Origin of the sequence: Acidianus manzaensis (genome assembly GCF_002116695.1) — an archaeon.
GTDB lineage: Archaea > Thermoproteota > Thermoprotei_A > Sulfolobales > Sulfolobaceae > Acidianus > Acidianus manzaensis.
Window position 1 is genome coordinate 2,392,143 of record NZ_CP020477.1, and the last position, 17,858, is coordinate 2,410,000.

Here is a 17,858-nt window from a genome sequence, read left to right on the forward strand (position 1 = left end):
AGATTCAATATTGTTAATAGTAACATATCTAATTTCTAGGTAGATAGTAATGTCTTTAATATTGAATTTAAATAGCACTAAACTTAAGATTCAATTAATGAATAAAGATGTTAAGATCTTCGTAGTTATTGTTATTATGCTACTTTTAATATCTATTATAGGAACATACGAAGCTAGTAAGGTAATTGTTAAGCCTGGTAATATAAATCCACCTTATGCTAAGGTAACAAATGCATGGATTGTAAATGGTAAAGTTATAATTCAAGTAAAAGTCGTAAATAATGGTTATAATTTAAGTTTGACTGGAGGCTATGTTGAGATATTAAATACTGGGCAAAAAGAAAATGTAACTCCTTCAAATTACTTGTTTAATGTTTCTTTTCCTTTATCTTACGTTTTAGCATCTATATCGCAAATAACAGTAGACGGTGTTTTAAAAGGGAATATTGATGGTAGCACTGTTTATATAACTTTTTCTAGTCCAGCTTCAATAATGATCGTAAATAGCATAAAATTATTGAATTTTTCTTATAGTAATTATACTTTATATCTTTATCTAAAAGTTTTCAGTCCTTTAAATATTTCTTTACATGAAATACAAGACATAAGTCTTGTTAATTATAATTTATCTCGGTTTGTAGCTACTGTTAGTTTAATTCCTTTAAACTATTCTCTTTCTCCTGGTGTTCATTATTTGAATTTAACTTTTAATTTAAGAAATTATACTTCTAACATATATTTCTCTTCATTATCAAAAGGATATACATATTACTTAGAAGGTTATGTATTATCTACAATCTACTATTCTCCACCACAAAATTATACTTTTATTATTCGTTGTATAGAAACTTTTAGCTAAAAAATTTATATCCATAAAAAATAATCGTTTTTGACAATGAAGTATTATGCAGAAGTCTTAATATTTGAGATTGTCATGTTGTCTAGTATTTTAATATGGTTATTTACTCCCGTATATGAATTGAAGGGTGTTAATTATTCTCAGTTGATCTCTCCTTTGGGCTTTCAAATTAGTTTGTTTAAATCTACGTATATTTTAGTATCACCTTTGACAATTTTGGCTTTGTTTTTCTTTATTTTTTCAGCTATCTTACCTTTAATTTGGAAATCCAGTAGATATTCTCTTTATTCTTCTACAATTTCAGCAGGATTTGGTATAGTAATGATTATCAATTCATTCATATTTGATGAAAGATATCTGCATTATTATGGATATTCCATACTGCCAACTCCTACAGGTTCTTTTTATATTTCATTTCCTTATATCGCAGTTTATGGTTTTCCTTTTTACTTATTTATAGGAGCTTCAGCAATTTCGGCATTAAATTCTGCTACCAAGGCAAGATGGCTTTCATTTAGGAGACTTACTTTACTAGATAAACTTAAACTAGATTTAGAGAGGGGAGAAATAATTAAAAGTCTCATGTCATTAGCAAACTCATTTTATTTAGATTACGCTACAATTGGTGACTCTACTTTGAAAATAAATGATCTGGTAGTGACTAAAGGTGATGAACCCAAGATTTCTTTATTGTTTTCGTCAGGAGAAAAAATATTCTTTGGAAAAAATCACGTACTTTATCAAGATAGAGAAGGAGAATTAAGATATTATGATTCTTTAGAAGGTTTAAAACTAGCTATTCAAAAGATTTTAGAAAAGAGTAATTTTAATACTGGATTGAGAAAAGATAGTAATGAATTATATAATTAGTGATTTGTATGATCGTCAAAGTACTTAGCTTAAAAGGAGGAGTAGGGAAATCTATTATTGCATTATATTTAGCTAAATATATGGCAGAAAAAGGTAAAAAAATTCTCCTTATAGATAATGATAATATAAGTCTATCCAGCACTTTAATAGAGAAGTCTCAAATTAATGGTGTAGATATAAGAAAAGACATGCAATCAATTCCCTTTGATTTATTAAAGAATTATGATTTCATAATTATTGACTACCCCACATTATTTAAGGAAGATAAATTAGATAATATGCAAGATGCAGTCACAATATTGATATCAGATATTACTACTTTAGACGATGCTTATGACTATTTTAAAAATATTTCTGGTAAGAAAGTTTTTATACTAAATATGGTTCCTCCATTTCCAGATTATATTGAAGCAATGCTAAAGAAAGTAAAAGAAGTCGATATTTGTCCAAGTATAGTTATTCCATTTATTCCAAACATGTTTCTATCCGTAATGAGAGAAAATAAGATAAAAAACGATATTAGATGCTTAAAAACTCTCTCAGAGTTATTAATACAAGGAAATTTGAATTGTCAACTTATATCTCCATTATCTTAAATAATGTTATATAGTTGATAAATTAATAGCAGTTAGCTATACAGAAGATTTCAAATACTATAAAAATTAGGCATTTTTTAAGCTTTTATGAACTAAAAATTTTGTAAATTCTTACTATAGACTATAAGGAAAATGTTATAATAAGGATAACATTTCAAGCTATTTTAAATAAGTTTCACTAAGCTAGATATTTATTATCTCTAAAATATCCTCATTTCTTTATATTGAAAATAAAGAAAAATTAATGATTAAAAAGTTTCCTTATTTTATGTCTTACATCGTAGAAGAAAATATTATCATAAGGGCAAGCCTCTACGCAGTCTCCTACTCCAACGCATTTGTACGCTTTAAATTCACCTTTCTTTATGAAATTGCCTGGCATATCAGTTAATCCTACTGGACAAGCTTTTGTGCAATCTTTTGTTTTACATTTTACACACTGTTGTGGATCTCTAACTTTTAGTCTGAAGAATCCTAGCCTCCCAAAGAATTGGTTAAATGCACCCCATGAGCACCAACCTTGTGTTACACAAGCATAAGTTCCCATAAATGGTATTGAAATAAATACTACATACCATAAGAAATTGAAGTAAAATGAATATAAGAACACTGTAGGGTCATTTCCTAGTACTGTTATGTTTAACACACCTATTTGATCTAAATACGAAATTAAAGCCATAGCTAATAATGAACCCCATACTATGCCAGTAATAATTTTGAACCATGATTTTAGTCTACTGCTTAACGTTTTTCTCCCTAATTTCGAGGTTCTATTAAAGGTTTTAAGTGAATCATAAAATGTTCCTTGATACATTAAAGGTGCAGTACAAGTTACTGAACATATTTGTCTAGAACCGAACAGAAAAGATAAGCCTGCACTTACAATGTAAGTACCTATTATCCCTGTTAATAATACGGAAGGAGAAACTGGACCTAAAGTTCCTAAACCCATGCTCCACATGTAAGGTATGTATTGTACTTTGCTAGCTATAGGAGAGAATGATGGTAAATAAATTGTGTAAACAGCATAGGCTGTAATCATTAGAATAAATCTAATCTTATTTTCAGTATTCTTTAAGTCTTTAATTCTAAATACAGCTAACATTCCCATTTCAGTTCCCATCATTAATAAAAACCATACTGATCCAGTAATAGTGCTTACTATAGAAAGAAAATCAAACAACGAGCCTAAACCGAAGTAGCTAGTTGGAGAGACATATCCTAAAGCTAACGAAGACATGAATCCAGATAATCCTGAGGAAAAAACGCCAGAAGCGAAATCTAATACTCCTCCCATAAACCATTCCATGACGAAAGTTAGAAATATAAACGCAAAAGTCCATTTTGTATCTCTAACGTAGTTTCCTTTAATTTTACTAGGTCCTGCAATTGCTCTAAATATAAACCAAGACATACCAGTAATCATGGAAAAATCAAATAAATACCAAATTCCAGTAAGGAAGAACATAAATTCGCCAGCCATCATTAATGTATAAATAATCATTAGCTCGAACGAAGTCATAGTCTCTTGATTTTGTTTTAATCTACTTCTGTATAACGTTTCGTAGATAACTATTGTTCCTATGATCATTAAACTTGATGACACCCAAGTAGTATCATAAATATATGTTGAATTAGAGGGAAAGATAACTGGCGAAATAATCATTAAAGGTAATAAAATGATTAAAAATTCCCTCAAAGGATAGGAAGTCTGTTTGAAAAAGTAAACTAGAGTAAACAACATTTCTGAAGCCATTACTGCAAAATAATAATAATTTTCAACTCCAAGTAAAGGATTTCCTATAGTTTTTGTTTCAATAGAATAGAAAGTTTCTCCCATTAATGCTTCTGAAATCGCCATAATTACCGCGAATAAAAAGAGAGTATAGGAATTTCTGACATTATCCAGCTTCTTTTTTGACAGTGCTAAAATAGCGAATAATCCTAAAATCATATAAAACGAATTAGCTAAAAGCGTAATAGCTTCAGTAATCTTGTTCTGAGTAGAGAAGAATATTGGTAATGTAGCAAACATAACTACCATGCTACCAGCTAAGTATAGAACAACTAGAAAGCCCAATCCATTTATCCCTTTTTTAATTAAATAAATTAGGTAAATGGAAAATGCAGTCATTAATGTTGCAATTAAAACGAATATCAGGTTAAATTCCATAATTATAATGATGATAAGTGCAGTTAAAAGCTTTGTCTTTAAGTTTATTAAAGCAATTTTATTTTTCTTTAAAAAAATTATCTTCATATTGATAAAGATTCATACTTTTATAAAGTAAATAACTTATCTGAATATTATGTAAATATTTCCTTTTTTATAGATAATTTAATTATGAAAGAGTTCTAACTTGGGTTTCTTACTAAAAAGAGGATAAAAAATTATATATTTTTTAATTCTTTCTTAAATTGTTTACTCTTCGTGCTCATCTGGTTTCTTGTATACTATGTAATGATATAATGAGATACTTTCACCAAGCATTATGAATATTAATCCTAGATCTACTCCAAACATATTAGAAACATATCCAGTAGCTGGTATCGTCCATATTGTTCCTGCTAAAATGGCTGCAAATATTAAGAGAATTACCATAATAACTTGTGCCATTTTCTTTTTCCTTTCTAGGCTCATCACACTCTCTTGAGAAACGGAAGGAGTTACTGCAGATTGGTCTGCTTTAAATATTGGTGGTGTGAGTAGTTTAGCTCCGCCAAAGAATAGTATTAGTAATGGTATAAATATTCCTATAGTGAGTATACTAGGTTCATTTAGCACTGCAATCAAGCTACCAGCCATTAGTAAAGCTATTACTGTAAATAATATAGCATTTAAGGGCGTCATTTGAGCTTTCTTCATATTATTTCCTATTTTAACATATTTAAAGAAAGCTAATCCTATTGCTGTAATTATTGCAGGGGGTAAATATACTTCTATTTGCTGAGTAATTGGAACTGGTATTCCAGGCGATAAATCTCCCCATATAGTAGTCTGTATTAGATATGTTATCATTAAAATACCGAAGCCTAGGAATACTTTTCTTTTCATAGGATGTAGATATTCTGTTCTATCCAAGAATGGCACTAATATTAAGTAAAGTAATGGAATTATTACACCTATCAATAGGAATATAACTACATCGCTAGTAAAATCAGCTATTTTATAAACAAATAGGAAGAACCATGGAGGATATGTCGTTACATGAGCAGCTAGAGGGCTACTAGGTGAAGGTGCAGGTTTCGGATTTAAAAATGGATTAAATTGCTGTGGTAATCCATTTAGGTAAGCTAGAGCATTAGGAATAGCTAGTATGAATCCCCATGTTAAGAAAATTAATGAAAACATATACACAAAGTTTCTTGGCCACCATGGATTGAATTTAGACCATTCTTCTTTAGTATATACTGCAGGAGCTTTACTCTTTACTTTTCTAGAAGGCATCATTCCGTAATGTTCTGCCATAAAGAAGTGAAATACAAACAGCAAGCCTATTAATGCTACAAGTATTATGTGCCATGCTAGCACTCTACCGAATTGTCCACTATCGTAATTTCCAAATAATATAGGTAAGAGAAAAGTTAATTGCGGTATAGAAGATATAATTCCAGCTCCTACATCTACTGCGCTAGTAGCTAATACGTCTCCTATTAAGCTATATCCTAGGAACGATGCTCCTAAAACCAAAACTAACATTAACACCCCGATTATCCATAATAACTCTCTAGGTTTTTTGTAAGCACCAACAAAATAATTTCTGAACATATGTACATAAGCTAAAATTATCATCGCATAAGCTCCATATAGATGGCTATAAAGGACTACTGAACCATAAGGTACAGAATTTATTATGAATTCTGTAGAAGAGTATCCTTGATCTGGATTATAATAAAGTAATAAGATTAGTCCAGATATTACTGTATAAAAAAACGCAGCTGCAACTAGTGCTCCTAACCATTCACTTGCATGGTACATATAGTCTGGAGTTTTAAAGAACGGTAGATCATTAAGTCCTAATCTTTCCATAAACCAATCTGAGACTTTTTTTGTAACACTCATAAAATAAAAAGAGGAAAAATTAGAAAAAAATCTTTAACGTTGGACTTATGATGAAGTAAATGGATTTTCTGGTTGTGTAACTTCTGTCTTATCTCCTACAGAACTTCCAAAACTACTTCCTAGATCGGCTGTTGGATCTTTTGATGGCACTCCGTTAGCTCCTTCAGGATATATAGCTACACCTATAGACCCTAAAGCATAAAGATAATCAGTAGAACTATCCCATTCTAATACAGTAGTAGGTAATGGTCTAACTGTTGGTCCAGTTAAAGGTTGGGCTCCATGATATGGATCATAAGTTGATCCATGACAATCACAATGTATTAAAGCAGGTACATTTGCGCTCTTTGCTGCTGCTAGTGCTTGCGCAGTCAGAGTATCTGGCTCTGGGGCTGATAATTGAGCTGAATTTACATAGTTAGGTGGGTAGAAGTGAATATATGGAGGTTTACAGCCTAAGTGTTGGCATATTGCGCTATATGATACAATGGAATTATTTGGTCCTACGCCACCTGGAAATGTATACTTATCACCAGTTTGAGGTACTGTCACAGTACTAGCTGGTACTTTTACTGGGTTCCCTGACGAGTCACCTAAATTTAACAAAAAGTTGGGTTCTCCAGTTAACGGGTATTCGTATATTGTAATTATAGGACTGTTTACGGGAATTTTTGAAGCAGCTATTGGAGATCCACTAGAATCTACTAGGAGAGATTTAGGAAAAGCTGAAACAGCTGATACATTTGGTGGAACTAAAACTTTCAGACCAGGTATAATTCCTGCAACTGTTACTACTCCAATTCCTATTACTAATCCTTTTAAGAACTTTCTTCTTCCTTCGTCTATTCCTCCAACGTTTTTGTCAACGTAATTAAATAGATAATCGTCGCCTTTCTTTACAAATTCTTTCGAATTGAATTTGGTTTTTGGATTTCTCATAGTTCTAAGCAGTTTTTGGATAAAATAGAAATCTTCAGGATTCAATATAGGTTTCTCATTTTTACCTAGCTTAATTTTAATCACGTTTAGTCACAAAGAAAAAATTATCATTAATGTATTAAAAGGATTTATCGTTGGACTGATTTTTTCTTTAAATTTAGAATTTTTTGTCCTTTTCCTTCTTTGAAATTTAATAGTACATATCCAATTACTGGCGCAACCATATAAATTATTAAATGAAATCCAGTTATTCCCATAAATACAGTGGATAATATTAAAAAATATCCTAGTCCTGCATATCCATTTCCTTTTACACTTATGGAGACTATGAAGTATAAAGCTGTACTTACTAGCAGAAGAAATAATCCTAGCTGAAAAGGATTATGAAAAACAATACCAAATATTGCTGGGATTGTCATATCCATTATTATTTCCATAAATCTATTTGAAGAAACTAAAAAGTAAAGTGGTAAGAAAGTCATAGCTCCGAAAATTCCTACAATATAAGATATTATACTTCTCTTAGATATTATTTTGCCCCATAATATAGAATAAATTCCGAATCCAATTACAGATGCTAAGAAAAGATAAGTAAAACTTAGATTTAAAGTATAATGTTCAAAATCCATTGTATATCCTGCGTATAAATCCATAATTACTAGAATCATAGTAGGAATAGAAAGTAAAGAAGATAAACGGCTTTTTATAAAACTCTCTAAAATAGAAGCTATACCTATAGTTATAATTATTACTTGAAAAACTAACCAAATGTAAGATAAAGAATTTACAAATAAGTTAAGAATAGGGGAAATAAGGAGCAGTATACCCAAAGGAAGTAAAGCTTTCACTTTATACGATAGAGTTATTGCAACTATGCTTAAGGCTACATATTCTAGATATAATCCTGCAGTTCCTAAATATTCCATGAGTAACTTATTACTGAGAGAAAATGATAAAACATTAGCAAGAGGTAAGTATGAAATTGGAAAGATAAACTCAAATAAAAACTCTAGAAATGCAGATATAGCTAAAAAAATAGAATATATCTTTATATCTTTATAAAGGCTTTCTATTGTAGACATTTATCACACCTGTATTTTAAAAATGATACTACTAGAGCTATAATTACAACTAATAATCCAGGTAACATTATGTCTAGAAGAACATTCATTGTTATCACTTCCTATAAATTACATAAATTACTATTAGAGCTATTATTGCTATCACAACTCCTGCTATAGTCGTATCTGCTACTGTAGGAGGTATAGTTAATATTGGTGGAGGAGGTGGAGATGATTCTGTAGATAATTGCAATTGTAAGAAGGCTGAGGTTATTGATTTATCAAATAAAGTCTCTCCTAATGGTCCTTGCCATATAGCGAATGCTACGTAGTAAGTTGTTCCCAACGTTATGTTAGGCATGTACTTAGCATAGTTTGAAGGCACTGCTAATGGTCTTACATATTCTAATGTCCAGGATCCGTTCTGATACTTCGCTCCAGTCTTTATAAAGAATAATGATCCATTTAAACCAGAAGATTGAACTGGAGAATACCAAATACCTGCGCAGTCAACTTCATACATATTAGTATTATTAGTATATAGAGGAACAGCAAATCCATCATCATTAGGATCAGTATATGGTAATCCAGTTAAACTTTCGTTTTGCCATAAGTTAACTTTGAAAGCTGGATCGTACGTTGCATTGTTCCATGTTGCTCCAGATACCCACATCCATATATTTGCAGCTCCACCTGGCTGTTTTAATGCACCACCTGCAGCGGGCATTTTTTCTCCATCATATACTTGGCCTATGTATTTACCTCCAATATGCATTCCATCCATTGTTGGAGTACCACTACCCATGTACCACATCATAGCTGCTCTATCTGGATAGTACCACGTAGAATTAGCATAATAACCATAGAATAAACCAGACTCATACAATATTCTTTCCATAGGTCTTGGAGAATGATCAAAAAGAATAGTTCCATTTGATAATACTTGAATACTACTAGCATTTGGTAATGGAACTGATATGCCATCATATGATAAGAATATTCTGCCAGTCTGAGGTTTTCCATTAATATATGAAGTATAATTGGCATATGTAGCATTATCAACTACAGTGTACTTGGCTCCGGGTGTGATTTCTATAATTCTAAATAAACCAGGTCCGCTTGCTGGTGGATATAAGGATGCTGCTGCAGCTGACCATGCGTTAAATGCTGGATTTGGAGATGGCCATTGCAAGAGGATAATTATATCAGTACCATTCCATGCTGCCTTTACAAGTACGTAATGAGTTAATCCTGATGTTGGAGCATTCGGAATGTTTGCTGTTAATGAAATATTTGTCCAAGGTATTTTGCTCCAGAACGACTCTGAACCTGGATCTTTAAGGTTAGCTGAACCTACTTCTTTATATACTGTTATTTGAGATGACGTTTGAGCCATAGGTACATTGAAAAAAGCTAAAATTAATGCAAAAGCAACTAATGATACTAATAAAATTGGAGTAGCTCTCCTAATTACTTTACTCATTTATTCTCACATTACAAATTAAAGAGATAATTATCTAATAAGTATTAGACGTTGGACTGATTATTTTTCCTAAAAATAGAGATCAACGAAGAATGTTTACTTTAATACCATTTCTAAAATCATAGAAGACCATAAAGTTGTATTTTCTAGTTAATAAACCAGTATAGAATATTCAAATCACTGTCATTTTATTATGCGAAAAAATAAATATAATGCAAAAAGTAATGAAGGTATTTTTATTGTATACTATTTATTTTATATATTAAAATAGTATAAATAGCACACATGAGCTATAAAGTTCTTCATTAAAAGTTACAAAAAACTTCGATTTTCAAGATGTGTTATATGTTGATTACATTTTAAGACTTCTAGTTTAATTATACTAAAAACTTTTCTACGGCTAAAATATATTACTATTTTCACCTGTAATTATTTATTATTATTCATCTATTTATCTCTGTTACTATTTTATTGTTAAAAAATAGCTCTAAAAAGTTGTGCATATTTAACCCAACTAAAAATAAATGAATCATAACTAAAAATAGACTTAATTAACTAAAAAGAGTTTATTTATACATGGATTTAACTATACAGTCTTCTTATATGGTTTATATCTTCATTAGATAATTGAAATTTTGTAGATTCTATTATTTCATCTATATGTTCCTTTTTTGATGCTTTAGGAATTGGTATAGATCTTCGCGATAAATAATTTAACGCTATTTGAGCTGGTGATTTGTTGTATTTTCTTGCAATTTCTTGCAATCTTTTATCACTTCCAATTTTTCCTTGTCCAAGAGGAGAATATGCTATAATTTTTATTCCTTTTCTTTCACAGTAAGGTATAACGTCAGCTTCTGCAGATAGGTTATATAAATTGTATTCTATTTCATTTGCAACTATATTTTCTGGTGACTTTTCTAGAAGTTCAATAGAAAAATTGCTAACACCAATACAATTTACAATATTTTCTTCTACTAATTTGTTCATAGCCTTAAACGTTTCTTTTAAATCTACTTCGGGATTAGGCCAATGAATTAAATAAACGTCTATATAATCTGTTTGTAATCTTTTCAAACTATTCTTTGCTGACTGTATAACCTGTTCATATTTCAAATGGGAAGGCCATACTTTCGTAATAATTACAATCTTCTCTCTATCAAAATCCTTTATCGCTTTTCCGACTAATTCTTCAGTGTGTCCTCCTCCGTACATTTCTGCAGTATCTATAATGTTTATCCCTTTTTCTAATGCGTATTTTATTATCTCTATGTAAAGTTCGTCATTGGAATAGTCAGCATTCCAGAATCCTCCTCCCATTCTCCACGTTCCTAATCCTATTGGGCTAATAGTTTTTTTGCAGAGTTCCATTTTCACGCCCTAGAGACTTTAATATCTTTGACTAGAACATAAGGTGATAGTACTGGAATTGGAGAGTCCCACCATTTTACCAAGTATCTCTGTCTAGACAATTCTTCTATATTTTTGATAATATTTATCATAGAATCTGCAATTCTTAGCCTTCCTGCTATTCCCATAGGTTGTCCGTTTTTGTAAACTACTATAGCATCTCTTCCAACGGTAGAGAAATTCCCTTCAACATAGTTCTGGAATCTTGTATACCAATTATTATTGAAGAGAATAACATTTCCTGCAGTTAATGAGTCTTTACTAGTTTTTCCTTCATTTACTTCTAAAGTCCATGATTGAGGATAAATCCATCCTGCATTTCCAGTAGATTTTGAATTGAATAACAATGCTAATTCGTTATTTAAAAGTGGCGTTTTATATATTCCATTTTCTACTATACTTTTATTTCTAGTAAATGTAGCTTCTTGATCAAAAGATACTGATGATGGCCTATCTTCATTAGGTACATCAGAGAATGTGAATTTTTCGCTTGCTACTTTATCTCCTATTTTAAATTTAGCAAAAATTGAGTTACCCATTAATATCCTTAGTCCAGAACTCATTGAGGCTAAATAGTTCATTAGATTTCCGAATACTAATGGAGAGAGAACTAAATCATATTTTCCTTCATCTATATCTATTTTATTTGTAATTGATGCATATTCATTTGCAGTTTTTATAGTATCTTTAAGCTCGTTTTCATTGTACTTACTGTCTGCAAAACTCCATTGTCCTGAATATTCACCATTAAATGCTCTAAAGTAACCGTCTATTGAATTTCTAATATCAATTCCATTAAATCCTTTTGATGTGACTAAACTAATTGTATTTTTCCTAATGTTAAGTATACCAGATATAGGGTATTCAGACGTGTCAAGTATAGTAGAAATTGCTGAATTTGGATCAATCCTCAATTTTTCTAATTGCTGATCTATTTTTTCGAATTTATATTCTCTATCATTATCGCTTATTACTGGAGCTAATTGTGGCTCGTCTATTGATTTTAATATTTCTTGATTTATTTCTGTTTCATTCTTTCCTACTAAAGTCGATACTAAATATTTTTTATCCTTCTTTACTAGAGCGTAAGTCACCTCATCATCTAAATTTTGGGCAGTTGAAACTTTCCCAAAGACAAATTTTATTGTTGTTGCTTCAGCCTTTACTTTAAATAATGCTACTTCATCGAAGCCTTTCATTTTTTCTAAGAGGGAAAGTAGTTCTTCGTTCATTTACATCACCTTTATTCTTATGTTTCTTAATCTCATATCTGGGCCTCCCATCCATACTGGAACTCCTTGATCTGGATCTCCTTTTCCGCATACTCCTGCATAAAATCTTAAGTTATTATCAACTGCATCCACTGCTGGTAGAAAATCAGTAGTTTTTCCTTCTAAAACAGGAAATAAAAGTGGATCTCCTAGTTCTCCATTCTTTATTTCATAAGATTCTAAACCTACATATCTCTCTCCAAGTCTCATGTCATCTATATTCCATTCCATGTATGACTTTATGAAAACTCCTTCTCTTATATCACTTATCAATTCTTCAAAACTCATGTTTCCTGGTAGAAAGAAAGTGTTAGACATTCTAATAATTGGTTCTCTATTGTAGCTCATTGCTCTGGCTGATCCATTGCTTTTAGTATTATATTTTGGTGCTGAAAATCTATCTTGTAGAAGTTCGTTTATTTCTCCATTTTTTATTAAATATTTTGGTCTAGCTTTTATCCCTTCATCGTCGATCATGAATATTCCATTACTTCCAGGTAATGTAGGATCATCTATTACTGTAACAGCATTACTTCCTATTTTCTTCTTGTTAAAGTCTCTTAAGTAGCTCATTCCAGCTTGAGCAGATTCTCTTCCTAAAACTCTATCTGCCTCGAATGGATGTCCTATTGATTCGTGAGCCATAATTCCAGTAAGCATAGAACTTAAAACTACATCAGTTTTACCTTCTTTTACTGGTTTTCCTTTTGTAAGTACTTTGTCTACTTCCTTAATTTTTTCTTCTATTTTTTTCTGTGGATCCCAATTGTCAAGTAATTCTAATCCTCCGGATGCTCCGAATTCGTCTGACCATACGGTTACAGTTTTATCCATATGTTGTAAAACAAATGTGTAGTAAAGGGATATTCTTGGAACATAAGCTTCAACTAAGGAATTATCGTTAAATAATATCTTCTTTTCTTCTATAGACTCTGAATAAATTAGATTAAAATTTAATAATTTAGAATCTATCTTGAGATTTTTGACGTTTAAGTAAAGATCTTTAAGGAATTTAATTTTCTCGTCTATGGGCATAAGATCAAATTTTTTCTTTTCTTTTATTTCATATTTTCCACTGTTAATTTCTTCTTCTCCTATTTCCTCCCAACCTAACTTATCAATACTTCTTAGTTCTAAGTTATCTGGAGAACTTGAGGAGGAGAAATATAGAATGCCATTGTTGTATGCTCTTAAACCATAGCCGTCATATGTTTCTTTTGAAATTCCTAGTAGTTGACCATTCATGATCATTATGGAAGTTGACTCGTTTTTGTGATATCTAGCCTCTACATATTTGAAGTCAGAGTATTTTTTGATTATATCTTCTAAATCTTTACTCATAAAGTGTATATCTCATAAAAATAATTAAACTTATGTCCAATACTCTCTATAAAAAATATAATAACTACTTTTTTTAATGGAAATACTTATCATGTTTATGTTATTTCAATTTAGTATAAAAATAAAATTATGGTGGTGGAGTAGGAGGAGTTTGTGATTTTTTCCTTCTTCCTAAAATGAAACCTACAACGCTTAAGCCTACTCCAGCAAATAATAAGATTAATGAAGCTATTCCTTCTATATCAATTAATGTAATATTTAATTCTGATTCATATCCGAACGAATAATAAACGTTTTGAACAGAAGTTTGATTATTTATAATTTCTACGCTCCCTGTAGAAGGCAGTATATAATATACGTATGTATAATTGCCTAGAAGGGTTGGTGCAGATGTTACTCCTTTAATTAATAATGGTAAATGGCTAGACGTATTATATACTAAAATAAATAGACTATTATTATCTTTTCCATCATAATTAATTGTTATGTTTTTAGTTGGTGCTAGAGAAACTGTGTGTGCGTTTGATGCAATCTCATTACCTATTCCTCCAGCATAAAGACTAACTATTACTGGAGAAACTATAAAATATAGTATAGCTCCTACAATTAAAACGATAAGGCCTATCTTAAGTAACTTATGCATTAAGTATACTCATTCTTTATATTAAAATATCTTTTGCAAACAGTAGTTATAATCTTGATAGTAGAAATATAAAATAAAGAAAAATATAATATTTTGTAAATTATAATAAAATACTATGATAATCTAATTAAAGTCATGGTTTAACTTTCTATATAATTTTTAAGAATTTCCTCTATAAATTAATCATCTTAGTTTAAACTTACTAATATTTACGAGCAGTTTAAATGAGAACTAAAATACATAATATATTTTTATTAGTTTTATTTATTTTTTATATTAAAATCTATTTTTCTTTTTAATCCATCTAAACAAGCTTTGCAGCAAGTATAATAGATTTTCTTTCCCCTTTTATATATTATTGGTTCGCTCTCTATTTTACCTCCGCAATAATCGCAGTATAAAGCAGATTTTACTATTCTTTTACCTAAATGATGAGCTATGATTATATTTTTTATGTTATGGTTCTCTAGACTCTTCTCTAATTCCTCAACTGAATCTGCTCTAACTAATGAAACGTAATCTCCGGTTATTGTTTTAAAGCATTCTTCTGACAAGCAAGAGTCAGAAGTAATTATTCCAACTAAATCTTTTTCAACAAAATTTACAGAAAATTTAATTCCCTTATTTTTTAATGATTCTATTGCTCTACTAACTGTAACTCTGCTTATTCCCAATTGTTTAGCTATTTGTGATGCAGGAGTTCTAGCGTCTGTTTTTAGTATTTGGAGTATTTTGTATTCGATTTCTGAAAGTCTTATTTCGTTTGTTTCTTTATTCACGTTATATAATTAGCTTAATGTAGCTTATAAACTTGAATAATAGTTACAGTTTGATAATAGTAAAGCATAATATATAATCAAAATAATCTTAAATTATGATTGATCCAGTCTGTGGAATGGAAGTAGATGAAACGTCAAAGTATAAAACAATGTATAAGGGTAAAATATATTATTTTTGTAGTAATGGATGTAAAAAGGAATTTGAAAAAGATCCAGAAAAATATCTAAAAGAAGGACCAAAAGGTATGCCAGAAATGTAATTACTTTTTTTATATAGTTGTAAGTAATGTGTAATTTAAGATTGATTAGAAAAATATGTAAAATTGAGTAAGTATACACTTTTGAGATAAGTGATAGTAAAGCGTTACTTCATTTAGAAGCTATTATATGCATTTAGAATTTCATAATTGCATTTGAAGACCAATCTTAATAAGGGCAATTTAATGCCTAACATTATACATGTTTACTAAAAAATAAATTGAAATAATAAGGAATAAATAGGATAGTTAGTAATTGTTTCTATTTGGAGTAAACATATAACTTTATCTTATTTGTTTATCTTAACTTCACTTTGGAACATTTTAAATATAAGTTAAATATATATTTTGATAAATGTCATCTTTGGAAAATGAAGCAAAAAAATTAGCTTCTACATATGCTCGTTGGTTAAGAAATCCTGAGGATGCTCTATTTGGTTCTGAAGGAAGAGGAGTAGTTTTACAAATGTATTCAAAAATTAAAGAAGCAAAAAGCAAAGAGGATATAGATAAAATTCTTAATTTATCGCAGTATAAAATGCTAACTCCTACTTTGAATGACATGACTAGATTCATAAACGCATTGAAAGAGAAAATTACTCCAATGTCTGATGAAGATGCTGTAAAATTTTCAATAGAAGTTTTTAGATATTTTCAAATAGCTTTGTTTACAAAACTAGATGATATGAGAAAAGGAGTATGGGCTTAACTTTTTACTAAAAAAAATTTAAAAAGAATATACTATTAAGTTAATAAGATAGATATGGAAGTTAAAAAACTTAAAATAAAACTTCCTTCAGGTAAGGAAATTTCATTTTGTAATGTTCTTGAATTTTGTTACGGAATAAACGATACAGAATATAGTATACTTCAAATGCTTATCCAATTGAAAGAAAGTAATGAGGACGAAATATCATCAAAACTAAAGTTAAGCAGATCTACTGTGAATAGAAGTTTAAATAAATTAGTTGAAGTAGGTTTCGTTAAAAGGATAAAAGATAACAAATCTATAGGTAGGCCAAAATACATTTATGTTGTACAAGAGTTAAATAGCATAAATGAAAAAATTTTGAAAGATTTGAGTGAATGCGCTAGGATATTCGGAGAAATTCTCCCAAAAAATTTTACTTTCCACACTTGAAGATAAATCTTTCTGGCTCTTTCGAAAAGGCAATTTGACAAATTTCAGTATCAAAATAATACATGATATCATTATAAACCAACTTATAAGGTGTGCATTCTGCTTCGAATAGCCTATTGCAAACTGGACAAACAACTTTCATAACTCTATCCATGACAAAATATTATTTAGAATTAACTCAGCTAACTCATGCGTTACTATTCTGTTTTAAAATATGTAAAGAGAATATTATTTTTATTTACTAATGGACTTACTGTAAACTATTTATTTAGAATTTAGAAAACTATAAAATTTTACAGACAAAGAATACATCATTTAGTTAGTATAAAACACTTTTAACTTTTACAGAGAAAGTTAATTGGCATGATTGGAGTAATTTGGGATGATAGATTTTTAGAAATTACATTTTCTCACCCTATGATAAGAGATATTTCTAAACAACGTTTAAGGAAGTTTTGGGAATTAATAAAAGAAGAACCAGAAGTACTCTTCATAAAACCTGAGATAGCAGATGAAAATGAATTAAAACTAATACATACAGAAGAATATATACAGAAATTAAAAGAAGCTAGTGAAGATCAGTACATAGGATTCCTAGACTCTGGAGATACAGTACATTATCCTGGAATGTTTAATGATCTTTTACTTATTGTAGGAAGTAGCAATACTGCAATAAAATATTCAAGATTTTTAGATAAAATTTATATCCCAATAGGAGGATTTCATCACGCTTTTCCTAATTCAGCAATGGGATTCTGTCCAATAAATGATATAGCAATTACTGTTAGAAAGTTACAAAACGGAAATGAAAAAAGAAGAATAGCTATTGTAGATGTAGATGCACATCATGGAAACGGTCTACAGTACATATTATATTCCGATCCTATTCTTAAAATAAATATATTTGCTTATGATGGAAAATTTTTCCCGGGCACAGGAAAAATCGAAGAAAGAGGATCTGGAAAAGGATACGGTTATAATTTCAACGTTCCTTTACCTCTAGGTACTGCAGATGATGGGTTTGAAGAAGCCCTTAAAATCTTAGATATTTTATACACCTATAAGCCAGAATATTTACTAGTGTTGGCAGGAGTAGATGGGCATAAGGAAGATTCTTTAAAATCTCTTGATTTATCTTTAAATTC

18 protein-coding genes (1 of these 18 only partly in view) are annotated in these 17,858 nt (G+C 30.0%); 7 read left to right on the forward strand and 11 right to left on the reverse strand.

Going from position 1 to position 17,858, the window contains the following annotated elements; genetic code table 11:
• The first annotated feature begins 49 nt into the window (after positions 1-49).
• The 3 genes from B6F84_RS12480 to B6F84_RS12490 are packed head-to-tail and all read left to right on the forward strand — an operon-like array spanning position 50 to position 2,325.
• On the forward strand, positions 50-859 hold the full coding sequence (locus B6F84_RS12480) for a hypothetical protein (RefSeq protein WP_148692539.1): 810 nt from the start codon (positions 50-52) through the stop codon (positions 857-859).
• 36 nt (positions 860-895) lie between these two features.
• Positions 896-1,729 carry a hypothetical protein gene (locus B6F84_RS12485; RefSeq protein WP_148692540.1) on the forward strand — a complete coding sequence of 278 codons (834 nt, stop codon included), beginning with the start codon at positions 896-898 and terminating at the stop codon, positions 1,727-1,729.
• Between the two features lie 8 nt (positions 1,730-1,737).
• Positions 1,738-2,325, forward strand: a complete 588-nt coding sequence (locus tag B6F84_RS12490; protein WP_148692541.1) for a ParA family protein — start codon at positions 1,738-1,740, stop codon at positions 2,323-2,325.
• 241 nt (positions 2,326-2,566) lie between these two features.
• Here the strand turns inward: B6F84_RS12490 and B6F84_RS12495 are convergent, their stop codons facing one another.
• The 10 genes from B6F84_RS12495 to B6F84_RS12540 all read right to left on the reverse strand — a co-directional run bounded on the left by B6F84_RS12495 (position 2,567) and on the right by B6F84_RS12540 (position 15,315).
• On the reverse strand, positions 2,567-4,498 hold the full coding sequence (locus B6F84_RS12495; RefSeq protein WP_148692542.1) for a 4Fe-4S binding protein: 1,932 nt from the start codon (positions 4,496-4,498) through the stop codon (positions 2,567-2,569).
• 249 nt (positions 4,499-4,747) lie between these two features.
• On the reverse strand, positions 4,748-6,388 hold the full coding sequence (gene soxC / locus B6F84_RS12500; RefSeq protein ID WP_148692543.1) for a proton pump complex cytochrome B SoxC: 1,641 nt from the start codon (positions 6,386-6,388) through the stop codon (positions 4,748-4,750).
• A gap of 45 nt (positions 6,389-6,433) precedes the next feature.
• Positions 6,434-7,411, reverse strand: a complete 978-nt coding sequence (gene soxL2, locus B6F84_RS12505) for a Rieske iron-sulfur protein SoxL2 (protein WP_148692544.1) — start codon at positions 7,409-7,411, stop codon at positions 6,434-6,436.
• 44 nt (positions 7,412-7,455) lie between these two features.
• Complete coding sequence (gene cbsB, locus B6F84_RS12510; protein ID WP_148692545.1) at positions 7,456-8,409, reverse strand: cytochrome b558/566 subunit B; 954 nt, start codon at positions 8,407-8,409, stop codon at positions 7,456-7,458.
• A gap of 94 nt (positions 8,410-8,503) precedes the next feature.
• Positions 8,504-9,871 carry a cytochrome b558/566 subunit A gene (gene cbsA, locus B6F84_RS12515; protein ID WP_148692546.1) on the reverse strand — a complete coding sequence of 456 codons (1,368 nt, stop codon included), beginning with the start codon at positions 9,869-9,871 and terminating at the stop codon, positions 8,504-8,506.
• A 582-nt stretch (positions 9,872-10,453) separates the two neighbouring features.
• Entirely contained in the window at positions 10,454-11,242 is a 789-nt protein-coding gene (locus B6F84_RS12520) for an aldo/keto reductase (protein ID WP_148692547.1), read from the reverse strand.
• Between the two features lie 2 nt (positions 11,243-11,244).
• Positions 11,245-12,513 (reverse strand): TldD/PmbA family protein, encoded by a 1,269-nt coding sequence (locus B6F84_RS12525; protein WP_148692548.1) that lies wholly within the window; start codon positions 12,511-12,513, stop codon positions 11,245-11,247.
• Positions 12,514-13,893 (reverse strand): TldD/PmbA family protein, encoded by a 1,380-nt coding sequence (locus tag B6F84_RS12530; RefSeq protein ID WP_148692549.1) that lies wholly within the window; start codon positions 13,891-13,893, stop codon positions 12,514-12,516. It abuts the gene before it with no gap.
• A gap of 127 nt (positions 13,894-14,020) precedes the next feature.
• The gene (locus B6F84_RS12535) at positions 14,021-14,536 is read right to left on the reverse strand and encodes a hypothetical protein (RefSeq protein ID WP_148692550.1); all 516 of its coding nucleotides are present in this window, start codon (positions 14,534-14,536) and stop codon (positions 14,021-14,023) included.
• A gap of 260 nt (positions 14,537-14,796) precedes the next feature.
• A complete protein-coding gene (locus B6F84_RS12540) occupies positions 14,797-15,315 on the reverse strand; it encodes a TRASH domain-containing protein (RefSeq protein WP_148692551.1) in 519 nt (172 codons plus the stop codon).
• Positions 15,316-15,407: 92 nt separating this feature from the next.
• On the opposite strand from B6F84_RS12540, the gene B6F84_RS12545 reads away from it, so the two are divergent.
• The 3 genes from B6F84_RS12545 (at position 15,408) to lrs14 (ending at position 16,713) form a co-directional block, all read left to right on the forward strand.
• Positions 15,408-15,575, forward strand: coding sequence for a YHS domain-containing protein (locus B6F84_RS12545; protein WP_187152787.1), 168 nt, complete (start codon positions 15,408-15,410; stop codon positions 15,573-15,575).
• Between the two features lie 352 nt (positions 15,576-15,927).
• Positions 15,928-16,281 (forward strand): hypothetical protein, encoded by a 354-nt coding sequence (locus B6F84_RS12550; RefSeq protein ID WP_148692553.1) that lies wholly within the window; start codon positions 15,928-15,930, stop codon positions 16,279-16,281.
• Positions 16,282-16,335: 54 nt separating this feature from the next.
• Positions 16,336-16,713, forward strand: a complete 378-nt coding sequence (gene lrs14 / locus B6F84_RS12555; protein WP_148692554.1) for an Lrs14 family HTH-type transcriptional regulator — start codon at positions 16,336-16,338, stop codon at positions 16,711-16,713.
• Here the strand turns inward: lrs14 and B6F84_RS12560 are convergent.
• A complete protein-coding gene (locus B6F84_RS12560; RefSeq protein ID WP_148692555.1) occupies positions 16,697-16,855 on the reverse strand; it encodes a YHS domain-containing protein in 159 nt (52 codons plus the stop codon). The genes lrs14 and B6F84_RS12560 overlap by 17 nt on opposite strands.
• Positions 16,856-17,076: 221 nt before the next feature.
• Between B6F84_RS12560 and B6F84_RS12565 the strand changes: the two genes are divergently transcribed.
• A protein-coding gene (locus B6F84_RS12565) for a histone deacetylase family protein (protein WP_148692556.1) crosses the window boundary here: on the forward strand, positions 17,077-17,858 show its 5' portion. 250 nt of this gene lie beyond the right edge of the window; 782 of the gene's 1,032 nt are visible here — the first part of the coding sequence; it begins with the start codon at positions 17,077-17,079; its stop codon lies off the right edge, out of view.

Excerpts from the sequence above, each read along its gene's own strand:
- B6F84_RS12480 (WP_148692539.1), top strand. The coding sequence starts at position 50 with ATGTCTTTAATATTGAATTTAAATAGCACTAAACTTAAGATTCAATTA.
- B6F84_RS12485 (WP_148692540.1), top strand. The coding sequence starts at position 896 with ATGAAGTATTATGCAGAAGTCTTAATATTTGAGATTGTCATGTTGTCT.
- B6F84_RS12490 (WP_148692541.1), top strand. The coding sequence starts at position 1,738 with ATGATCGTCAAAGTACTTAGCTTAAAAGGAGGAGTAGGGAAATCTATT.
- B6F84_RS12495 (WP_148692542.1), bottom strand. The coding sequence starts at position 4,498 with ATGGAATTTAACCTGATATTCGTTTTAATTGCAACATTAATGACTGCA.
- soxC (WP_148692543.1), bottom strand. The coding sequence starts at position 6,388 with ATGAGTGTTACAAAAAAAGTCTCAGATTGGTTTATGGAAAGATTAGGA.
- cbsB (WP_148692545.1), bottom strand. The coding sequence starts at position 8,409 with ATGTCTACAATAGAAAGCCTTTATAAAGATATAAAGATATATTCTATT.
- cbsA (WP_148692546.1), bottom strand. The coding sequence starts at position 9,871 with ATGAGTAAAGTAATTAGGAGAGCTACTCCAATTTTATTAGTATCATTA.
- B6F84_RS12520 (WP_148692547.1), bottom strand. The coding sequence starts at position 11,242 with ATGGAACTCTGCAAAAAAACTATTAGCCCAATAGGATTAGGAACGTGG.
- B6F84_RS12525 (WP_148692548.1), bottom strand. The coding sequence starts at position 12,513 with ATGAACGAAGAACTACTTTCCCTCTTAGAAAAAATGAAAGGCTTCGAT.
- B6F84_RS12530 (WP_148692549.1), bottom strand. The coding sequence starts at position 13,893 with ATGAGTAAAGATTTAGAAGATATAATCAAAAAATACTCTGACTTCAAA.
- B6F84_RS12535 (WP_148692550.1), bottom strand. The coding sequence starts at position 14,536 with ATGCATAAGTTACTTAAGATAGGCCTTATCGTTTTAATTGTAGGAGCT.
- B6F84_RS12550 (WP_148692553.1), top strand. The coding sequence starts at position 15,928 with ATGTCATCTTTGGAAAATGAAGCAAAAAAATTAGCTTCTACATATGCT.
- lrs14 (WP_148692554.1), top strand. The coding sequence starts at position 16,336 with ATGGAAGTTAAAAAACTTAAAATAAAACTTCCTTCAGGTAAGGAAATT.
- B6F84_RS12560 (WP_148692555.1), bottom strand. The coding sequence starts at position 16,855 with ATGAAAGTTGTTTGTCCAGTTTGCAATAGGCTATTCGAAGCAGAATGC.